General features: G+C 39.4%; 15 protein-coding genes and 1 tRNA gene. 14 read left to right on the top strand and 2 right to left on the bottom strand.

Features of this window, described 5'->3' with window-relative positions:
* Window positions 1-54 precede the first annotated feature (54 nt).
* From HT685_RS09765 to HT685_RS09785, 5 genes are all read left to right on the top strand, one after another.
* Window positions 55-975: an XRE family transcriptional regulator gene (locus tag HT685_RS09765; RefSeq protein WP_173226896.1), complete on the top strand. Its 921-nt coding sequence runs from the start codon at window positions 55-57 to the stop codon at window positions 973-975.
* A gap of 349 nt (window positions 976-1324) precedes the next feature.
* Window positions 1325-2005 carry an ABC transporter ATP-binding protein gene (locus HT685_RS09770; protein ID WP_112445486.1) on the top strand — a complete coding sequence of 227 codons (681 nt, stop codon included), beginning with the start codon at window positions 1325-1327 and terminating at the stop codon, window positions 2003-2005.
* Entirely contained in the window at window positions 1995-3149 is a 1155-nt protein-coding gene (locus HT685_RS09775) for an FtsX-like permease family protein (RefSeq protein WP_173226894.1), read from the top strand. The genes HT685_RS09770 and HT685_RS09775 overlap by 11 nt, the downstream gene beginning before the upstream one ends.
* Before the next feature lie 28 nt (window positions 3150-3177).
* On the top strand, window positions 3178-3594 hold the full coding sequence (locus tag HT685_RS10250) for a hypothetical protein (protein ID WP_234990575.1): 417 nt from the start codon (window positions 3178-3180) through the stop codon (window positions 3592-3594).
* A 73-nt stretch (window positions 3595-3667) separates the two neighbouring features.
* Entirely contained in the window at window positions 3668-3976 is a 309-nt protein-coding gene (locus tag HT685_RS09785) for a hypothetical protein (protein ID WP_112445476.1), read from the top strand.
* A gap of 142 nt (window positions 3977-4118) precedes the next feature.
* Here HT685_RS09785 and HT685_RS09790 read toward each other — a convergent pair whose 3' ends face one another.
* Both HT685_RS09790 and argS read right to left on the bottom strand, forming a co-directional pair.
* Window positions 4119-4364 carry a hypothetical protein gene (locus HT685_RS09790; RefSeq protein ID WP_049532292.1) on the bottom strand — a complete coding sequence of 82 codons (246 nt, stop codon included), beginning with the start codon at window positions 4362-4364 and terminating at the stop codon, window positions 4119-4121.
* Window positions 4365-4692: 328 nt separating this feature from the next.
* Window positions 4693-6384 carry an arginine--tRNA ligase gene (argS, locus tag HT685_RS09795; RefSeq protein WP_173214517.1) on the bottom strand — a complete coding sequence of 564 codons (1692 nt, stop codon included), beginning with the start codon at window positions 6382-6384 and terminating at the stop codon, window positions 4693-4695.
* A 134-nt stretch (window positions 6385-6518) separates the two neighbouring features.
* On the opposite strand from argS, the gene argR reads away from it, so the two are divergent.
* The 9 genes from argR (at window position 6519) to HT685_RS09840 (ending at window position 18014) form a co-directional block, all read left to right on the top strand.
* Window positions 6519-6965, top strand: coding sequence for an arginine repressor (argR, locus tag HT685_RS09800; RefSeq protein WP_001231476.1), 447 nt, complete (start codon window positions 6519-6521; stop codon window positions 6963-6965).
* A 50-nt stretch (window positions 6966-7015) separates the two neighbouring features.
* On the top strand, window positions 7016-9550 hold the full coding sequence (gene mutS, locus HT685_RS09805) for a DNA mismatch repair protein MutS (protein ID WP_173226892.1): 2535 nt from the start codon (window positions 7016-7018) through the stop codon (window positions 9548-9550).
* 145 nt (window positions 9551-9695) lie between these two features.
* Entirely contained in the window at window positions 9696-11402 is a 1707-nt protein-coding gene (gene patA / locus HT685_RS09810) for a multidrug efflux ABC transporter subunit PatA (protein ID WP_173226890.1), read from the top strand.
* 1 nt (window position 11403) lies between these two features.
* A complete protein-coding gene (gene patB / locus HT685_RS09815; protein ID WP_173226888.1) occupies window positions 11404-13170 on the top strand; it encodes a multidrug efflux ABC transporter subunit PatB in 1767 nt (588 codons plus the stop codon).
* Window positions 13171-13307: 137 nt separating this feature from the next.
* Window positions 13308-13997, top strand: coding sequence for a gamma-glutamyl-gamma-aminobutyrate hydrolase family protein (locus HT685_RS09820; RefSeq protein ID WP_143952565.1), 690 nt, complete (start codon window positions 13308-13310; stop codon window positions 13995-13997).
* Window positions 13998-14167: 170 nt separating this feature from the next.
* Window positions 14168-15517, top strand: coding sequence for a glucose-6-phosphate isomerase (locus HT685_RS09825; RefSeq protein WP_000018268.1), 1350 nt, complete (start codon window positions 14168-14170; stop codon window positions 15515-15517).
* A 127-nt stretch (window positions 15518-15644) separates the two neighbouring features.
* Complete coding sequence (gene gltX / locus HT685_RS09830; protein WP_173226886.1) at window positions 15645-17105, top strand: glutamate--tRNA ligase; 1461 nt, start codon at window positions 15645-15647, stop codon at window positions 17103-17105.
* A 13-nt stretch (window positions 17106-17118) separates the two neighbouring features.
* A complete protein-coding gene (locus HT685_RS09835) occupies window positions 17119-17553 on the top strand; it encodes a cytidine deaminase (protein ID WP_173226884.1) in 435 nt (144 codons plus the stop codon).
* Between the two features lie 389 nt (window positions 17554-17942).
* Window positions 17943-18014 (top strand) — tRNA-Glu (locus tag HT685_RS09840).
* The last annotated feature ends 105 nt before the right edge of the window (window positions 18015-18119 follow it).

Genomic DNA, 18119 nt, shown 5'->3' on the forward strand with positions numbered 1-18119 from the left:
TTTGATTCAGTATATGCTATAATAGAGGTAAACAACTCAGGAGGTTCTTGTAGGTTGCGAGAGTTTGGCGAAAAAATTAAAAGATTACGTTTGGCTAAAAAAATCAGTCGTTCAGAATTTTGTGGTGATGAGTCTGAATTAAGTATCCGTCAATTAATTAGAATTGAAAATGGAGAATCCAGACCAACACTAACAAAGTTAAAATATATCGCTGAGCGTTTGGGAGTTGAAGATTACAAGTTGATGCCAAGTTATATAGAGTTGGATAAGGAATACCTAGAATTGAAGTATTTCTTGATGAGGACTCCTACATACGAAGATGAAACTATCGCCCAAAAGAAAGAGAGTGTTTTTGATAAGATTTTTGAAGAGTATTATGATAGGCTACCTGAGGAAGAAAGATTTATCATAGATGTTTTACAAGCATATGATGACTTTGGTTGGTGGAATGATGATAGCAATTTAGGAATGATTTTACAAGAGTATTTCGATCACATTTTGTTGAAATCAAAATATGAAGTTAACGATATTTTAATCATAAAGCTATTTTTGGTAAGATTAGTACACCAAAATACGATAATAGATGAGATTGAAGTGAATACCTTCTTAGTAATAGCTGATAAAATTTTACAACAAGTTGAGATGTTTGATATTGAATATTCATTTCTAATCAGAGATTCATTACTTTTGTTGTTAGGAATATTTGAAAAAATTGCTAATTACAGTCAATTTGAAGATATTCTCTATAAATTAAATGAAATTACCTCAAAGTCATACGACTATCAGAAAAAACCAATTATTCGACTATGGGAGTGGCGCTATTCATTATTTGTAAAAAAAGATTATCCAGTAGCTGAAAATTATTTTCAAGAAGCAAAAATATTTGCTAGAATGATTGATAATAGTCATTTGATAGAACAGCTAGAAAAACAATGGCAATATGACCTCCAGGATTTTTTTAAAAATAAACATTAGAAAATAAAAAAGTGACAAAAATGTCACTAGTTAAAAAGACCGAGAGAAAGTTTTCGAAATCATAAAAACGCATGATATCAGGTGTTTAAAAACTTGATATTATGCGTTTTATCATTTAAAGAGTTATTATGTTTTTCCCTTAGATTGAGTTCGTATCGAGTTCCTTTTTATACTAATTGAGTACTTATTAGTAGATAAGTTGTTGAAATTAGTGACATTTATGACCTTGGAGAATGTGTAACATAGAAGTATAATAATCCTGTAGAAAAAATAAGGAGAGAACATATGTTAGTGCTAGTTGTTGCCATTTTTTGGATTTATAAATAATAAAGATAGAATGGGAAGGTCTATGTTAGAACTAAAAAATATTAGCAAAAGTTACGAACAAGGGACGCTAAAAAATAATGTTTTAAGAGAAATAAATTTTAAGGTAGTTGAAGGAGAATTTGTATCGATAATGGGACCATCAGGTTCGGGCAAATCGACATTTATCAATATTTTGGGACTGATTGATTCTGAATTTAAAGGAGAATATATATTAGACGGAAAAAGTATTGAGAAGTTAAATGAAAATCAACAAGCAAGTTATCGTAATCGTGATATTGGATTTGTTTTTCAACAATTTCATCTTATTGATGAATATACTGTTAAAGAAAATATTTTATTATCATTCCTATATTCTGACCAACAGCCAGATATAGAATACATTGATAGTTTATTACAAGACTTAGGGCTTATAGATAAGATGAATGAGTACCCAAGTCATTTATCAGGCGGACAGAAGCAACGAGTTGCTTTAATTAGAGCTCTTGCTCATAAACCTAGATTTCTTATAGCGGATGAACCTACAGGTGCATTAGATGAGAAAAATAGGAATGAGATATTGCAAATTCTACAAAATTTGAATCATTCTGGAACGACAATTATTGTAGTAACTCACGATGAGTTTGTTGCCAGTCATTGTAGAACAAGGTATCGAATGAAAAATGGGTATCTAACATCTGAAGGAGAAGGATTACATGAAGTTTAAAAAGCTGTTAATAGATACTCTAAAGTTGTTAAAGAGGAATAAAAGACAAAGTATTCTGACATCCTTAGCCATCACAGTGGCAACATTTGTTTTATTAGTAATACTATCAAGTTCTTCCTATACAACTTCTACATTAGGTAATGATTTAAAGATAGAAGAAGACACAGCAACAATGACTTATACTCCTCAGAATATGTTGGATATTAGAGGGTTTACACAGGAAGATAAACAATTGGTTGAGCAAACTATTGGAAAACCTGCAAGACTTTCTTCCAGCTCTTATGCCTTGTATGCTGAAACGTATTTTAATGATTCTAAGCAGAATCTTAGTTTTCGAACATTGGGCGATTTGAATCAGAATGGTTTAGTTGTGCCTGCTTTATTAAAAGGAAGAGCATTAGAGGAACTAGATGGCGGTGTCGCTATTAGCGATAAGGCTCTCATGTCATTGACTCGAAAGGAAAATATTGAAACTTTTTTAGGAGAAACTATCAATATATCTGGAAAAGAATATCCAATTCAGGCAATATATTATGGATCAGCTGTTAATGAAAGATTACCTTCTTTATTGGTTACCAATGAAATCAAAGAGTTACTTTTAGGAGGAAGGGAATATTTTGATGAATTAGTAGTAGAAACTAATCAGTTGGAGAATATTAATAAGGCTTTATCTGCTTTAGATACTTATGGAATATTCCGCAAGGAAGGAACTTATGGATATATAGATAATAGAAGGGTATATGAGGAAACAAAGGCCCAAGCTACTACAATATTAAATTTCATTGCACTGTTATCAAGCATTTCAATTTTTGTAGCTGGTTTTGGGGTTATGAATGCTATGTTGTCTTCTGTTAGCGAACGTAGTAAGGAGATAGCCATTCGTCGAGCTTTGGGAGCTAAAAAATCTGATATTTATCAATCATATATGATGGAGGGGATTCTTTTATCGCTTCTGGGAGCTATAACTGGTATTGGAGTAGCGACATTATTTGTTGTTTTAATGAACATGAGTGGTTTTGTTACGACATTAACTCTGGATCATATTTTGATTACTCTATTCACAACGGGTGTATTTGGAATTGTATTTAGTATTATGCCTGCAATGGTTGCAGCAAATAAAAATGTTATTGAAGGTCTAAGGTAATGATGGATGTGAATTTAAAGGAGGTAAAATGAAATTTACAAAAATAGATGGAGTATTTTCTCTAATGTTAATTGTGGAATTTACAATATGTTTTTTTACACTAGATAATTTTAATCTTTTTCAATTTATGTTATTCGTACAAATTATACCGTCAATAGTATTAGCTTTGTTATCGGGAAGTATTTCTTCTAGAAGTAAGCACAGCTGGGTGTTATTAATTATTTTTGGAATGATCTATGCCTTAATGATGTTTGGAATTTTCAGAGTTACTCCTATGACGCTTATAGAACAAAATACGATTCAATCTGAAACTTCCGTATTTACATTCAATAGAAATTTACAGTTGGGAACTTATTTTGGATTTTTCCTACAGGAATTTTTACTAGGAGCTTTTATTTGCACTATTTCAAAAATTTTTGGAAGAATTAAACAAGGGAAATTTTAATGAAGACTGCATTAAAAAGAAGAATTGCTTTTGCAGTTATTTAGAAAATGATATTATTGAAATGGTGTAACATTTGGAGAAAATTATTTTTGAACGAAAAAGATTTGAGTATGTCGGTCCTAAGAGAAAGCAAGTAAAGGACTTTATGATTCTAAAAAATTTCATGTCTAAGATAATTCAAGTTGAAATCAGAGTGGAGGGATACTTGTTAGAACTTCTTATTTTAAAAGAGATGAGTCTAGAATTCTATAATTTAGATTTTCTTTCTTTGCCCTATGATGTCAATATAGATGTGAAAGAAGTTGTAGAGGATGTTGATTTAACAGTCTATAAGAATAGTAAATATAGGGAGTTTAATTTCTTTAAAAATATTTGTAAATGATATTTTTGAAAGTCTATCCATCCCTATATTAGAATTGCTACAACAAGTTTTCAACACTTGTTTCAATTGAACATACTAAAAACCGAGACTCAGTATTAAACTCTTAGTCTCGGTTTTCATATTTCTTAAAGAATAGCTAGGTTTATTTCAATTGATCTGTAATGTCTTTTGACAGTAACATTCCCAGATGATAAGTTTTATTGATGTAAGCAATGACATCATTAATATTTTCAGTCGTGTGAATTTTCTCTTTGATGTCAGTCCTAAATGTTTCATCCTTCAAAAGTTGTTCTTGGTAGAGCCTTTGCAGTCTCTCCTTTTCGTACTTATTGAGCAGAAAAAGGAAAACCAAGCTAATTACAACGAGGATATAAGCATATTGGCTCATAGGAAATCTCCCTGTATGATAAAGAAGTAGTAGTGAGTAGATTGAATTAGTGAAGCGTTTAGACAAGTATCTCTAGTTACGACGTTCTGGAACATAAATCGATCATATTTATGTCCTAAAACTAGTGAAGCACCTAGCCAAATCTCTGATAGGATTTGGCGTTAGTTACTTAGACTACTTTACAATAAAGTGATTAAAAGATTACGACATGAGCCTAACCAAATCGATATTATTTGGTTAGGTGAATTAGTGAAGCGTTTAGGCAATTCGCCATATAGCGATTGCCGTCAAGAGACTAGGAACTTTAGTTCCAGTCTCTTGTAACGATTTACATCTTCTCAGGCGCTTCTACTCCAAGCAAGCGAAGGGCTTCTTTGAGAACGACTGCGGTTGCGTAGCTGAGGGCTAGACGGCTGTCGCGTTCTGGGCTTTCATCCAAGATACGTGTATGTGCATAATATTTGTTAAAGGCTTGAGCCAGGCTAATTGCAAATTTAGCAATGATAGAAGGTTCAAAGTTATCCGCCGCACGGTTGATAATACGTGGGAAGTCTTGGATGAGTTTGATGATTTCCCAGCTTTCAGCATCATTCAAGCTATAGTTGCCGGCTGTTTCTGGTTTGAAGTCTGCTTTACGTAAGATAGATTGGATACGAGCGTAGGCGTATTGAACATAAGGTCCAGTTTCACCCTCGAAGGATACCATAGCCTCTAGGTCGAAGTCGTATCCATTTGTACGGTCGGTCTTGAGGTCATAGAATTTAATGGCTCCAACTCCAACAGCATGGGCTACCTGATCTTTATTTTCAAGTTCAGGATTTTTAGCCTCTATTTGGGCCTTGGCACGGCTAATAGCCTCTGCAACAGTAGGCTCTAGCAAGATGACATTCCCTTTACGAGTAGAGAGTTTCTTCCCTTCTTTTGTAACCAAACCAAAAGGAACGTGGGTAATGTTGTCACTCCAGTCGTAGCCCATCTCTTGCAAGACAGCTTTGAGCTGTTTAAAGTGGGCAGATTGCTCTTGACCAACGACGTAGATAGATTTGGCAAATTGGTATTCATTTTTACGGTAAAGGGCTGCGGCCAAGTCACGTGTGATGTAGAGAGTTGCACCATCAGATTTCTTGATGAGGGCTGGATGTTCAATTCCATATTTCTCAAGATTTACAACCTGGGCACCTTCTGATTCAACAAGAAGGCCTTTTTCAGAAAGAATGTCTACAACTGCATCCATCTTATCGTTGTAGAAGGCTTCTCCGTTGTAGCTGTCAAATTCGACTTGCAATTCATTGTAAAGGCGGTTAAATTCCACTAAACTTTCATCACGGAACCATTGCCAAAGAGCGAGAGCTTCCTCGTCGCCATTTTCAAGCTTACGGAACCATTCGCGTGCTTCTTCATCCAAGCTAGGGTCATTTTCAGCCTCAGCATTGATGCGGACATAGAGTTTAAGAAGTTCATCAATTGGATGAGCTTTTACAGCTTCTTCGTCGCCCCATTTTTTGTAGGCAACAATCAACATCCCAAACTGTTTACCCCAGTCTCCCAAATGGTTGACCTTGACTGTTTGATAACCGATTTTTTGGAAGATATGTGACAAGCTATCTCCGATAACAGTTGAGCGCAGGTGACCAATAGAGAATGGTTTAGCGATATTGGGACTAGACATATCGATAACAACATTTTCTTGTTTGCCAATAGTTTGATCAGCATAGTGTTCTTTTTCAGTGATAACAGCTTGCAATACTTGAGCAGAAATGGCAGATTTATCAAGGAAAAAGTTAACGTAAGGTCCCGTTGCGACAACCTTCTCAAAGGCTTGGCTGTTAATTTTTTCAGCCAGTTCAGCCGCAATCATTTGAGGTGCTTTACGTTCGACTTTTGCAAGAGAAAAAGCAGGGAAAGCAATGTCTCCCATTTCTGAGTTTTTAGGGGTTTCCAGTAAATTTAAAATAGCCTCTTGGTTCAGGCTATCAATGACGCTAGCCAATTCGCTAGCAATCAATTCTTTTGTATTCATTATGAGCTCCTTTTGGACTTTTCTACTATTTTATCACATTTTTAAAGAAAGAAGAAAAACTTTTTGAAATCTCCTATTTTTTTGGTATAATATAGTTATAAAAATAGTTATAAATATTCACATAAGAGGATTTTATGAGAAAAAGAGATCGTCATCAGTTAATAAAAAAAATGATTACTGAGGAGAAATTAAGTACACAAAAAGAAATTCAAGATCGGTTGGAGGCACACAATGTTTTTGTGACACAGACAACCTTGTCTCGTGATTTGCGCGAAATCGGCTTGACCAAGGTCAAGAAAAATGATATGGTGTATTATGTACTAGCAAATGAGACAGAAAAGATTGATTTGGTGGAATTTTTGTCTCATCATTTAGAAGGTGTTGCAAGAGCAGAGTTTACTTTGGTGCTTCATACCAAACTGGGAGAAGCCTCTGTTTTGGCAAATATTGTAGATGCAAACAAGGATGAATGGATTTTAGGAACAGTTGCTGGTGCCAATACCTTATTGGTTATTTGTCGAGACCAGCACGTTGCCAAACTCATGGAAGATCGTTTGCTAGATTTGATGAAAGATAAGTAAGGTCTTGGGAGTTGCTCTCAAGACTTATTTTTGACAAGGAGAGACGGAAAATGGCGACAGAAAAGCTATCACCCGGCATGCAACAGTATGTGGATATTAAAAAGCAATATCCAGATGCGTTTTTGCTCTTTCGGATGGGTGATTTTTATGAATTATTTTATGAGGATGCGGTCAATGCTGCGCAGATTCTGGAAATTTCCTTAACGAGTCGCAACAAGAATGCCGACAATCCGATTCCTATGGCGGGTGTCCCCTATCATTCTGCCCAACAGTACATCGATGTCTTGATTGAGCAGGGCTATAAGGTAGCCATTGCAGAGCAGATGGAAGATCCTAAACAAGCAGTTGGGGTTGTGAAACGAGAGGTTGTTCAGGTCATTACCCCAGGGACAGTGGTCGATAGCAGTAAGCCGGATAGCCAGAATAATTTCTTGGTTGCCATAGACCGAGATGGCAATCAGTTTGGTCTAGCTTATATGGATCTAGTGACAGGTGATTTTTATGTGACAGGTCTTTTGGATTTCACGCTGGTTTGTGGGGAAATCCGTAATCTCAAGGCGCGAGAAGTGGTGCTGGGCTATGACTTGTCTGAGGAAGAAGAACAAATCCTTAGTCGTCAGATGAATCTGGTACTTTCCTATGAAAAAGAAACCTTTGAAGACCTTCATTTATTGGATTCACGATTAGCACCTGTGGAGCAAGCGGCATCTAGTAAGTTGCTCCAGTATGTTCATCGGACTCAGATGAGGGAATTGAACCACCTCAAGCCTGTTATCCGTTATGAAATCAAGGATTTCTTGCAGATGGATTATGCGACCAAGGCTAGTCTGGATTTGGTTGAGAATGCTCGTTCAGGCAAGAAGCAAGGTAGTCTTTTTTGGCTTTTGGATGAAACCAAAACAGCTATGGGTATGCGGCTCTTGCGTTCTTGGATTCATCGCCCCTTGATTGATAAGGAACGAATCGTCCAACGTCAAGAAGTAGTGCAGGTCTTCCTCGACCATTTCTTTGAGCGCAGTGATTTGACAGACAGTCTCAAGGGTGTTTATGACATTGAGCGCTTGGCTAGTCGGGTTTCTTTTGGTAAAACCAATCCAAAGGATCTCTTGCAGTTGGCGACTACCTTGTCTAGTGTGCCACGGATTCGTGCGATTTTAGAAGGGATGGAGCAACCTGCTCTAGCCTATCTCATCGCACAACTGGATGGAATTCCTGAGTTGGAGAGTTTGATTAGTGCAGCGATTGCTCCTGAAGCTCCTCATGTGATTACAGATGGGGGAATTATCCGAACTGGATTTGATGAGACTTTAGACAAGTACCGTCGCGTTCTCAGAGAAGGGACTGGCTGGATTGCTGAGATTGAGGCTAAGGAGCGAGAAAACTCTGGTATCAGCACGCTTAAGATTGACTACAATAAGAAGGATGGCTACTATTTCCATGTGACCAATTCTCAACTGGGAAATGTGCCAGCCCATTTTTTCCGCAAGGCGACGCTGAAAAACTCGGAACGCTTTGGAACTGAGGAATTAGCCCGTATCGAGGGAGATATGCTGGAAGCGCGTGAGAAGTCAGCTAATCTAGAGTATGAAATCTTTATGCGTATTCGTGAAGAGGTCAGCAAGTACATCCAACGTTTACAAGCTCTAGCCCAAGGAATTGCGACAGTTGATGTCTTACAGAGTCTGGCGGTTGTGGCTGAAACCCAGCATTTGATTCGACCTGAATTCGGAGATGATTCGCGAATTGATATCCAGAAAGGGCGCCATGCTGTTGTTGAAAAGGTTATGGGGGCTCAGACCTATATTCCTAATACGATTCAGATGGCAGAAGATACCAGTATTCAACTAATTACAGGGCCCAACATGAGCGGGAAGTCTACCTACATGCGTCAGTTAGCCATGACGGCGGTTATGGCCCAGCTGGGTTCTTATGTGCCAGCAGAAAGCGCCCATTTACCGATTTTTGATGCGATTTTTACCCGTATAGGAGCAGCAGATGACTTGGTTTCAGGTCAGTCAACCTTTATGGTGGAGATGATGGAGGCCAACAATGCCATTTCGCATGCAACCAAAAATTCCTTGATTCTCTTTGATGAGTTAGGTCGTGGAACTGCAACTTACGATGGTATGGCTCTTGCTCAGTCCATCATCGAATACATTCATGAACATATCGGAGCCAAGACTCTCTTTGCGACCCACTACCATGAGTTGACTAGTCTGGAGTCTAGCTTGGAACACTTGGTCAATGTCCACGTGGCAACTTTGGAGCAGGATGGGCAGGTCACCTTCCTTCACAAGATTGAACCAGGGCCAGCTGATAAATCCTACGGTATCCATGTTGCCAAGATTGCTGGCTTGCCGGCAGACCTTTTAGCAAGGGCGGATAAGATTTTGACTCAGTTAGAGAATCAAGGGACAGAAAGTCCTGCTCCCGTGAGACAAACAAGTGCTGTCACTGAACAAATTTCACTCTTTGACGAGCCTGAAGAGCATCCTATCCTAGCAGAATTAGCTAAACTGGATATTTACAATATGACACCTATGCAGGCTATGAATGTCTTGGTCGAGTTAAAACAGAAACTATAAAGAGAAAATTACTAGTCATTCTAGCTGTATCAAGGAGACTTTTTTGACAATCCCCCACTTTTTTGCTAGAATAACATCACACAAACAGAATGAAAAGGAGCTGACGCATTATCGCTCCCTTTTGTCTATTTTTTAAGGAGAAAGTATGCTGATTCAGAAAATAAAAACCTACAAGTGGCAGGCCTTGGCTTCGCTCCTGATGACAGGCTTGATGGTTGCTAGTTCACTTTTGCAACCGCGTTACCTGCAGGAAGTGTTAGACGCCCTCCTTGCTGGAAAATATGAAGCTATTTATAGTATTGGGGCTTGGTTGATTGGTGTGGCCGTAGTCGGTCTAGTTGCTGGTGGACTCAATGTTATCCTTGCAGCCTATATTGCCCAAGGAGTTTCATCTGACCTTCGAGAGGATGCCTTCCGTAAAATCCAAACCTTTTCTTATGCCAATATTGAACAATTTAATGCGGGAAATCTAGTCGTTCGTATGACAAATGACATCAACCAGATTCAGAACGTGGTCATGATGACCTTCCAGATTCTTTTCAGACTTCCCCTCTTGTTCATCGGTTCCTTTATCCTGGCGGTTCAAACCCTACCTTCTCTGTGGTGGGTGATTGTTCTCATGGTAGTCTTGATTTTTGGTTTGACTGCTGTCATGATGGGGATGATGGGGCCACGATTTGCCAAGTTTCAAACCCTTCTTGAGCGCATCAATGCCATTGCCAAGGAAAATCTGCGCGGTGTTCGTGTGGTCAAGTCCTTTGTCCAAGAAAAAGAGCAGTTTGCTAAGTTTACAGAAGTTTCAGACGAGCTTCTTGGTCAAAATCTTTACATTGGTTATGCCTTTTCAGTGGTGGAACCCTTCATGATGTTAGTTGGCTATGGGGCGGTATTCCTCTCTATTTGGCTAGTTGCAGGGATGGTCCAGTCGGCTCCTTCTGTTGTTGGTTCCATTGCTTCCTTTGTCAATTACCTGAGCCAGATTATCTTTACCATTGTTATGGTTGGATTTTTAGGAAATTCTGTCAGTCGTGCCATGATTTCTATGCGTCGTATTCGAGAAATTCTGGATGCAGAGCCAGCCATGACCTTCAAGGATGTCCCAGATGAAGAGTTGGTCGGAAGTCTTAGCTTTGAAAATGTGACCTTTACCTATCCAATGGACAAGGAACCAATGCTGAAAGATGTGAGCTTTACTATTGAACCTGGTCAGATGGTTGGTGTCGTTGGAGCGACTGGTGCAGGAAAATCAACCTTGGCTCAATTGATTCCACGTCTCTTTGACCCGCAGGAAGGGGCTATTAAAATCGGAGGCAAGGATATTCGAGAAGTGAGTGAAGGAACCCTGCGTAAAACTGTTTCCATCGTTCTCCAACGTGCCATTCTCTTTAGTGGAACGATTGCAGATAACTTGAGACAGGGTAAGGGAGATGCTACTCTATTTGAAATGGAACGCGCAGCTAATATTGCCCAGGCTAGTGAATTCATTCATCGTATGGAGAAAACCTTTGAAAGTCCAGTTGAGGAACGGGGAACCAATTTCTCAGGTGGGCAAAAGCAAAGGATGTCGATTGCGCGTGGAATTGTTAGCAATCCACGTATTCTGATTTTTGATGATTCGACCTCGGCCTTGGATGCCAAGTCAGAGCGTCTGGTCCAAGAAGCCTTGAATAAGGACTTGAAGGGAACAACAACCATTATCATCGCTCAAAAGATTAGCTCGGTTGTCCATGCAGATAAGATATTGGTGCTGGATCAAGGACGATTGATTGGTCAAGGGACGCATGCAGACTTGGTTGCTAACAATGCCGTTTACCGTGAAATCTATGAAACACAGAAAGGAAAGGAGGAGTAAAATGAAGACAATTCAATTTTTTTGGAATTATTTTAAAGTCTATAAGCTATCATTTGTAGTTGTCATTCTGATGATTGTTCTGGCGACTCTTGCTCAAGCCCTCTTTCCGGTCTTTTCTGGACAAGCAGTGACGCAGTTAGCTAATTTAGTTCAAGCTTATCAAGATGGCAATCCAGAACTTGTTTGGCAAAGCCTATCAGGAATCATGGTCAATCTTGGCCTGCTGGTTTTGGTTCTATTTATCTCTAGTGTCATATACATGTGTCTCATGACGCGCGTGATTGCAGAGTCGACCAACGAGATGCGTAAAGGTCTTTTTGGCAAATTGGCTCGTTTGACCGTTTCTTTCTTTGACCGCCGACAAGATGGCGATATCTTATCTCGTTTTACCAGTGATTTGGATAATATCCTCCAAGCCTTTAACGAAAGCTTGATTCAGGTCATGAGCAATATTGTTTTATACATTGGTCTGATTCTTGTTATGTTTTCGAGAAATGTGACGCTGGCTCTCATCACCATTGCCAGCACACCAGTAGCCTTCCTCATGCTGATTTTCATCGTAAAAATGGCACGGAAATACACCAACCTCCAGCAAAAAGAGGTAGGGAAGCTCAATGCCTATATGGACGAGAGTATTTCAGGCCAAAAAGCCGTGATTGTGCAAGGAATTCAAGAGGATATGATGGCAGGATTTCTTGAACAAAATGAGCGCGTGCGCAAGGCAACCTTTAAAGGAAGAATGTTCTCAGGAATTCTTTTCCCTGTCATGAATGGCATGAGTCTGGTTAATACAGCCATCGTTATCTTTGCTGGTTCAGCTGTACTTTTGAATGATAAGGCCATTGAAACAAGTACCGCCCTAGGTTTGATTGTTATGTTTGCCCAATTTTCTCAACAGTATTACCAGCCTATTATTCAGGTTGCAGCTAGTTGGGGGAGTCTTCAGTTGGCCTTTACAGGTGCTGAACGGATTCAGGAAATGTTCGATGCAGAGGAAGAAATCCGACCTGAAAACGCCCCGGCCTTCACTCAGTTGCAAGAAGGTGTTGAAATTAGTCACATTGATTTCTCGTATTTGCCTGATAAACCTATTTTGAAAGATGTCAGCATTTCCGCTCTGAAAGGACAGATGACGGCGGTTGTTGGTCCAACAGGTTCAGGGAAAACGACTATTATGAACCTCATCAATCGCTTTTATGATGTTGATGCTGGTGGGATTTATTTTGATGGGAAAGATATTCGTGACTATGATTTAGATAGTCTCAGAAGTAAGGTGGGAATTGTCTTGCAAGATTCGGTCTTGTTTAGCGGAACGATTCGAGACAATATCCGTTTCGGTGTACCAGATGCCAGTCAGGAAATGGTTGAGGCAGCAGCCAAGGCAACCCACATTCACTACTATATCGAAAGTTTGCCTGATAAGTACGATACCCTTATAGATGATGATCAGAGCATCTTCTCAACTGGGCAGAAGCAGTTGATTTCTATCGCTCGAACCCTGATGACAGATCCAGAAGTTCTCATTCTCGATGAAGCAACTTCAAACGTAGATACGGTGACAGAAAGTAAGATTCAGCATGCCATGGAGGCGGTTGTAGCAGGTAGAACCAGTTTCGTCATTGCTCACCGTTTGAAGACCATCCTCAATGCTGATCAGATTATTGTCCTTAAAGATGGAGAAGTCATTGAACGCGGTAACCACCATGAACTCTTGAAACTGGGTGGATTCTACTCAGAACTCTATCACAATCAATTTGTCTTCGAATAAGAAAGAAGTTGTCCCCTTGGGCAGCTTTTTCTTGTCCATAAAAAATTTTTATCACGGCCTTTAAAAAAACATATTAGACGAAAGACGTTTTGAGTGATAAGATAGGACTATCGTTAACATTCGAAAGGAGAGACATCATGGCTAGAACGGTTGTAGGAGTTGCTGCAAATCTATGTCCCGTAGACGCAGAAGGCAAAAACATTCATTCATCTGTATCTTGTAGATTCGCAGAGAGCATTCGTCAAGTCGGCGGTCTCCCTTTAGTCATTCCTGTTGGTGACGAGTCAGTCGTGCGCGATTATGTAGAAATGATTGACAAGCTCATCTTGACAGGTGGGCAAAATGTCCATCCTCAATTTTACGGAGAGAAAAAGACCATCGAGAGCGACGATTACAATCTAGTGCGTGATGAATTTGAATTGGCACTCTTGAAAGAAGCGCTCCGTCAGAATAAACCAATTATGGCAATCTGTCGCGGTGTTCAACTTGTCAATGTTGCCTTTGGTGGAACCCTAAATCAAGAAATAGAAGGACACTGGCAAGGATTACCTTTCGGGACATCTCACTCTATTGAGACAGTAGAAGGAAGCGTGGTGGCTAAGCTATTCGGAAAAGAAAGTCAGGTCAACTCAGTTCATCGTCAAAGTATTAAAGATTTGGCACCTAATTTCCGTGTAACTGCTATTGATCCAAGAGACCAGACCATTGAAGCGATTGAGTCTATCGATGAGCACCACATTATCGGTTTGCAGTGGCATCCAGAGTTTCTGGTCAATGAAGAAGATGGCAATTTAGAATTATTTGAGTATTTATTGAATGAACTGTAACGACTGGAACATCTAGTCGTTCTTTCTTTTATTTTTTCAAAATTTTTGGAATGTGGGATTTTTACGCAAACGTTTGAATTCTGATAAAAATTGGAGAAATTCGACAAAAAAACTTGAAAAAAACGAAGGTAAGCGTTATGATAGAAAAGAAGAAATATTGGAGGAATAACATGTCACATATTAAATTTGATTATTCAAAAGTCTTAGACAAATTTGTTGCACCACATGAAGTGGAATACATGCAATCACAAGTAACAGCAGCAGATGAATTGATCCGTAAAGGAACTGGTGCTGGTAGCGACTTCTTGGGATGGTTGGACCTTCCTGAAAACTACGACCGCGAAGAATTTGACCGCATCTTGAAAGCTGCTGAGCAAATCAAATCAGACAGCGATGTTTTGGTTGTGATCGGTATCGGTGGATCTTACCTTGGTGCGAAAGCAGCAATCGACTTCTTGAACCACCACTTTGCAAACTTGCAAACAAAAGAAGAACGCAAAGCTCCACAAATCCTTTACGCAGGAAACTCAATCTCATCTACTTACCTTGCTGACTTGGTAGAGTATGTTGCAGACAAAGACTTCTCAGTAAACGTGATTTCTAAATCAGGTACAACAACTGAACCAGCTATCGCTTTCCGTGTCTTCAAAGAACTCTTGGTTAAGAAATACGGTCAAGAAGAAGCCAACAAACGTATCTATGCAACAACTGACCGCCAAAAAGGTGCTGTTAAGGTTGAGGCAGATGCTAACGGTTGGGAAACATTTGTGGTTCCAGATGACATCGGTGGACGCTTCTCAGTATTGACAGCCGTTGGTTTGCTTCCAATCGCAGCATCAGGAGCTGACATCAAAGCCCTTATGGAAGGTGCGAATGCAGCTCGCAAAGACTACACTTCAGATAAAATCTCTGAAAACGAAGCTTACCAATATGCAGCTGTTCGTAACATCCTTTACCGTAAAGGCTATGCAACTGAAATCTTGGTAAACTACGAGCCATCGCTTCAATACTTCTCAGAATGGTGGAAACAATTGGCTGGTGAATCAGAAGGAAAAGACCAAAAAGGGATCTACCCAACTTCAGCTAACTTCTCAACTGACTTGCACTCATTGGGTCAATTTATCCAAGAAGGAACTCGTATCATGTTTGAAACAGTTGTCCGTGTTGACAAACCTCGTAAGAACGTGATTATCCCTAGCTTGGAAGAAGACCTTGACGGACTTGGTTACCTTCAAGGAAAAGACGTTGACTTTGTAAATAAAAAAGCAACTGATGGTGTTCTTCTTGCCCACACAGATGGTGATGTACCAAACATGTACGTGACTCTTCCTGAGCAAGATGCTTTCACTCTTGGATACACTATCTACTTCTTCGAATTGGCTATCGCTCTTTCAGGTTACTTGAATGCCATCAACCCATTTGACCAACCAGGTGTTGAAGCTTACAAACGCAACATGTTTGCCCTTCTTGGAAAACCAGGATTTGAAGAATTGAGCAAAGAACTTAACGCACGTCTATAATAGAAGAAAAGAGTGGTTTGTCCACTCTTTTTACTCTCTTTATCCATAGAAATTGGACTCAGCCAAGACTTGTGATATAATATAGAGAGCAAAAAGGCAGACGCCTAGAGACTTTATAGGAGAAACTATGTCAAAAGATATCCGCGTACGTTACGCACCAAGTCCAACAGGACTACTACACATCGGAAATGCCCGTACAGCATTGTTCAATTACCTTTATGCCCGTCATCACGGTGGGACTTTTATTATCCGTATCGAAGATACTGATCGTAAACGCCATGTCGAGGATGGTGAACGTTCACAACTTGAAAACCTTCGTTGGTTAGGCATGGATTGGGATGAAAGCCCAGAAACACATGAAAATTATCGCCAGTCTGAGCGTTTGGACTTGTATCAAAAATACATCGACCAACTGTTAGCTGAAGAAAAAGCCTACAAATCTTACGTCACAGAAGAAGAGTTGGCAGCTGAACGTGAACGCCAAGAAGCAGCTGGTGAAACCCCTCGTTACATTAACGAATACCTTGGTATGAGTGAAGAAGAAAAAGCAGCTTATATCGCAGAACGTGAAGCAGCAGGAATCATCCCAACTGTTCGTTTGGCGGTCAATGAGTCAGGTATCTACAAGTGGCATGATATGGTCAAAGGTGATATCGAATTTGAAGGTGGCAATATCGGTGGTGACTGGGTTATCCAAAAGAAAGACGGTTACCCAACTTACAACTTTGCCGTTGTCATCGATGACCATGATATGCAAATTTCTCACGTAATCCGTGGAGACGACCACATTGCTAATACACCAAAACAGCTCATGGTTTATGAAGCACTTGGTTGGGAAGCTCCAGAGTTTGGTCACATGACTTTGATTATCAACTCTGAAACTGGTAAGAAACTGTCTAAACGTGACACCAACACCCTTCAGTTTATCGAAGACTACCGTAAAAAAGGCTATTTACCAGAAGCAGTCTTTAACTTTATTGCTCTTCTTGGTTGGAACCCAGGTGGCGAAGATGAGATTTTCTCTCGTGAAGAATTGATTAAACTTTTCGATGAAAACCGCCTGAGCAAGTCTCCAGCAGCCTTTGACCAGAAAAAACTCGACTGGATGAGCAATGATTATATCAAGAATGCAGACCTAGAAACTATCTTTGAAATGGCAAAACCATTCTTAGAGGAAGCAGGCCGTTTAACTGACAAGGCTGAAAAATTAGTTGAGCTCTATAAACCACAAATGAAATCAGTAGATGAGATTATCCCATTGACAGATCTCTTCTTCTCAGATTTCCCAGAATTGACAGAAGCAGAGCGTGAAGTCATGGCGGGTGAAACAGTTCCAACAGTTCTTGAAGCCTTCAAAGCAAAACTTGAAGCAATGTCAGATGATGAATTTGTGACAGAAAATATTTTCCCACAAATCAAAGCAGTCCAAAAAGAAACAGGTATTAAAGGGAAAAATCTTTTCATGCCTATTCGTATTGCAGTTTCAGGTGAAATGCATGGGCCAGAATTGCCAGATACAATTTTCTTGCTTGGACGTGAAAAATCAATTCAGCATATCAAAAACATGCTAAAAGAAATCTCTAAATAAGAAGGATGCAACAATGGACATCTGGGAAAAGATGTACGAAGAAGCACAGAAACTATACAATCCACATGAAGTATCTGATTTTGTTTACGCTAACCATGTTGTGGCTGCAGTAGAAGCAGAAGATGGACAAATATTTACAGGATTCTGTATGGAGGGAACCTGTGGTGTATTCCATCTCTGCGCAGAGCGGGCGGCTCTCTTCAATATGTACCAATTTTCAGGACAAACTAAGGTTAAGAAAGTATTAGCCTTTCGAGACAAACCACCTTATGGTGGAAGTTCAGGGATGCCCTGTGGAGCTTGCAGAGAATTCCTCTTAGAGATGAACGCTGAAAATAAAGATGCAGAAGTCATGATGGACTACGATACAAGAAAGACAGTGAAAGTCGCAGAACTAATGCCCTATTGGTGGGGAGAAGAACGTGCTTCTAAGTTTAATGAACAATAGAAGAGTCAGTACAATTCTGGCTCTTTTTACTATAATTTGAAAAACTGTACTTGAAAAGAATTGAAAAATTGGTAAATTCCCAAACTAAGTTCTACTGCTAATCCAAGTGGAAGTTAGTCTGATAAAAATCGTAAAAACCAGTGGAAATTCGTGTCAGGGTAAGTTCTACTGGTTTTGCTAATGCTTGATTTCATTGCTTTTGTAGCCAAAATGAATCGAAAAAAGAGCGCACAAAATCCCCTCATCTGAAAGCGTTTCAGATTAAGTTCCGCTATGGTGGAAGTTACTTTGAGAAGTTACCCAATGCAAAAAAGTAAAAAAAGTTTAAAAAAGTAGTTGACAAAAAACAAAAAGGCTGTATAATAGTAAGAGTTGAAAATAACAACTCTGGTCCGTTGGTCAAGGGGTTAAGACACCGCCTTTTCACGGCGGTAACACGGGTTCGAATCCCGTACGGACTATGGTATGTTGCGGTTGGAACACTTGATGAAAAAAAGTTTCAAAAAAACTTAAAAAAGTTTCAAAAAAGTGTTGACAAGCGAAAGTAACTGTGATATACTAATATA

Origin of the sequence: Streptococcus sp. 5004 (assembly GCF_013276755.1) — a bacterium.
In the GTDB taxonomy this organism is placed as follows: domain Bacteria; phylum Bacillota; class Bacilli; order Lactobacillales; family Streptococcaceae; genus Streptococcus.

Bases quoted from the DNA above. Each gene is read 5' to 3' on its own strand.
- HT685_RS09770 (WP_112445486.1), top strand. From the start codon at position 1,325: ATGTTAGAACTAAAAAATATTAGCAAAAGTTACGAACAAGGGACGCTA.
- HT685_RS09775 (WP_173226894.1), top strand. From the start codon at position 1,995: ATGAAGTTTAAAAAGCTGTTAATAGATACTCTAAAGTTGTTAAAGAGG.
- HT685_RS10250 (WP_234990575.1), top strand. From the start codon at position 3,178: ATGAAATTTACAAAAATAGATGGAGTATTTTCTCTAATGTTAATTGTG.
- HT685_RS09790 (WP_049532292.1), bottom strand. From the start codon at position 4,364: ATGAGCCAATATGCTTATATCCTCGTTGTAATTAGCTTGGTTTTCCTT.
- argS (WP_173214517.1), bottom strand. From the start codon at position 6,384: ATGAATACAAAAGAATTGATTGCTAGCGAATTGGCTAGCGTCATTGAT.
- argR (WP_001231476.1), top strand. From the start codon at position 6,519: ATGAGAAAAAGAGATCGTCATCAGTTAATAAAAAAAATGATTACTGAG.
- mutS (WP_173226892.1), top strand. From the start codon at position 7,016: ATGGCGACAGAAAAGCTATCACCCGGCATGCAACAGTATGTGGATATT.
- patA (WP_173226890.1), top strand. From the start codon at position 9,696: ATGCTGATTCAGAAAATAAAAACCTACAAGTGGCAGGCCTTGGCTTCG.
- patB (WP_173226888.1), top strand. From the start codon at position 11,404: ATGAAGACAATTCAATTTTTTTGGAATTATTTTAAAGTCTATAAGCTA.
- HT685_RS09820 (WP_143952565.1), top strand. From the start codon at position 13,308: ATGGCTAGAACGGTTGTAGGAGTTGCTGCAAATCTATGTCCCGTAGAC.
- HT685_RS09825 (WP_000018268.1), top strand. From the start codon at position 14,168: ATGTCACATATTAAATTTGATTATTCAAAAGTCTTAGACAAATTTGTT.
- gltX (WP_173226886.1), top strand. From the start codon at position 15,645: ATGTCAAAAGATATCCGCGTACGTTACGCACCAAGTCCAACAGGACTA.
- HT685_RS09835 (WP_173226884.1), top strand. From the start codon at position 17,119: ATGGACATCTGGGAAAAGATGTACGAAGAAGCACAGAAACTATACAAT.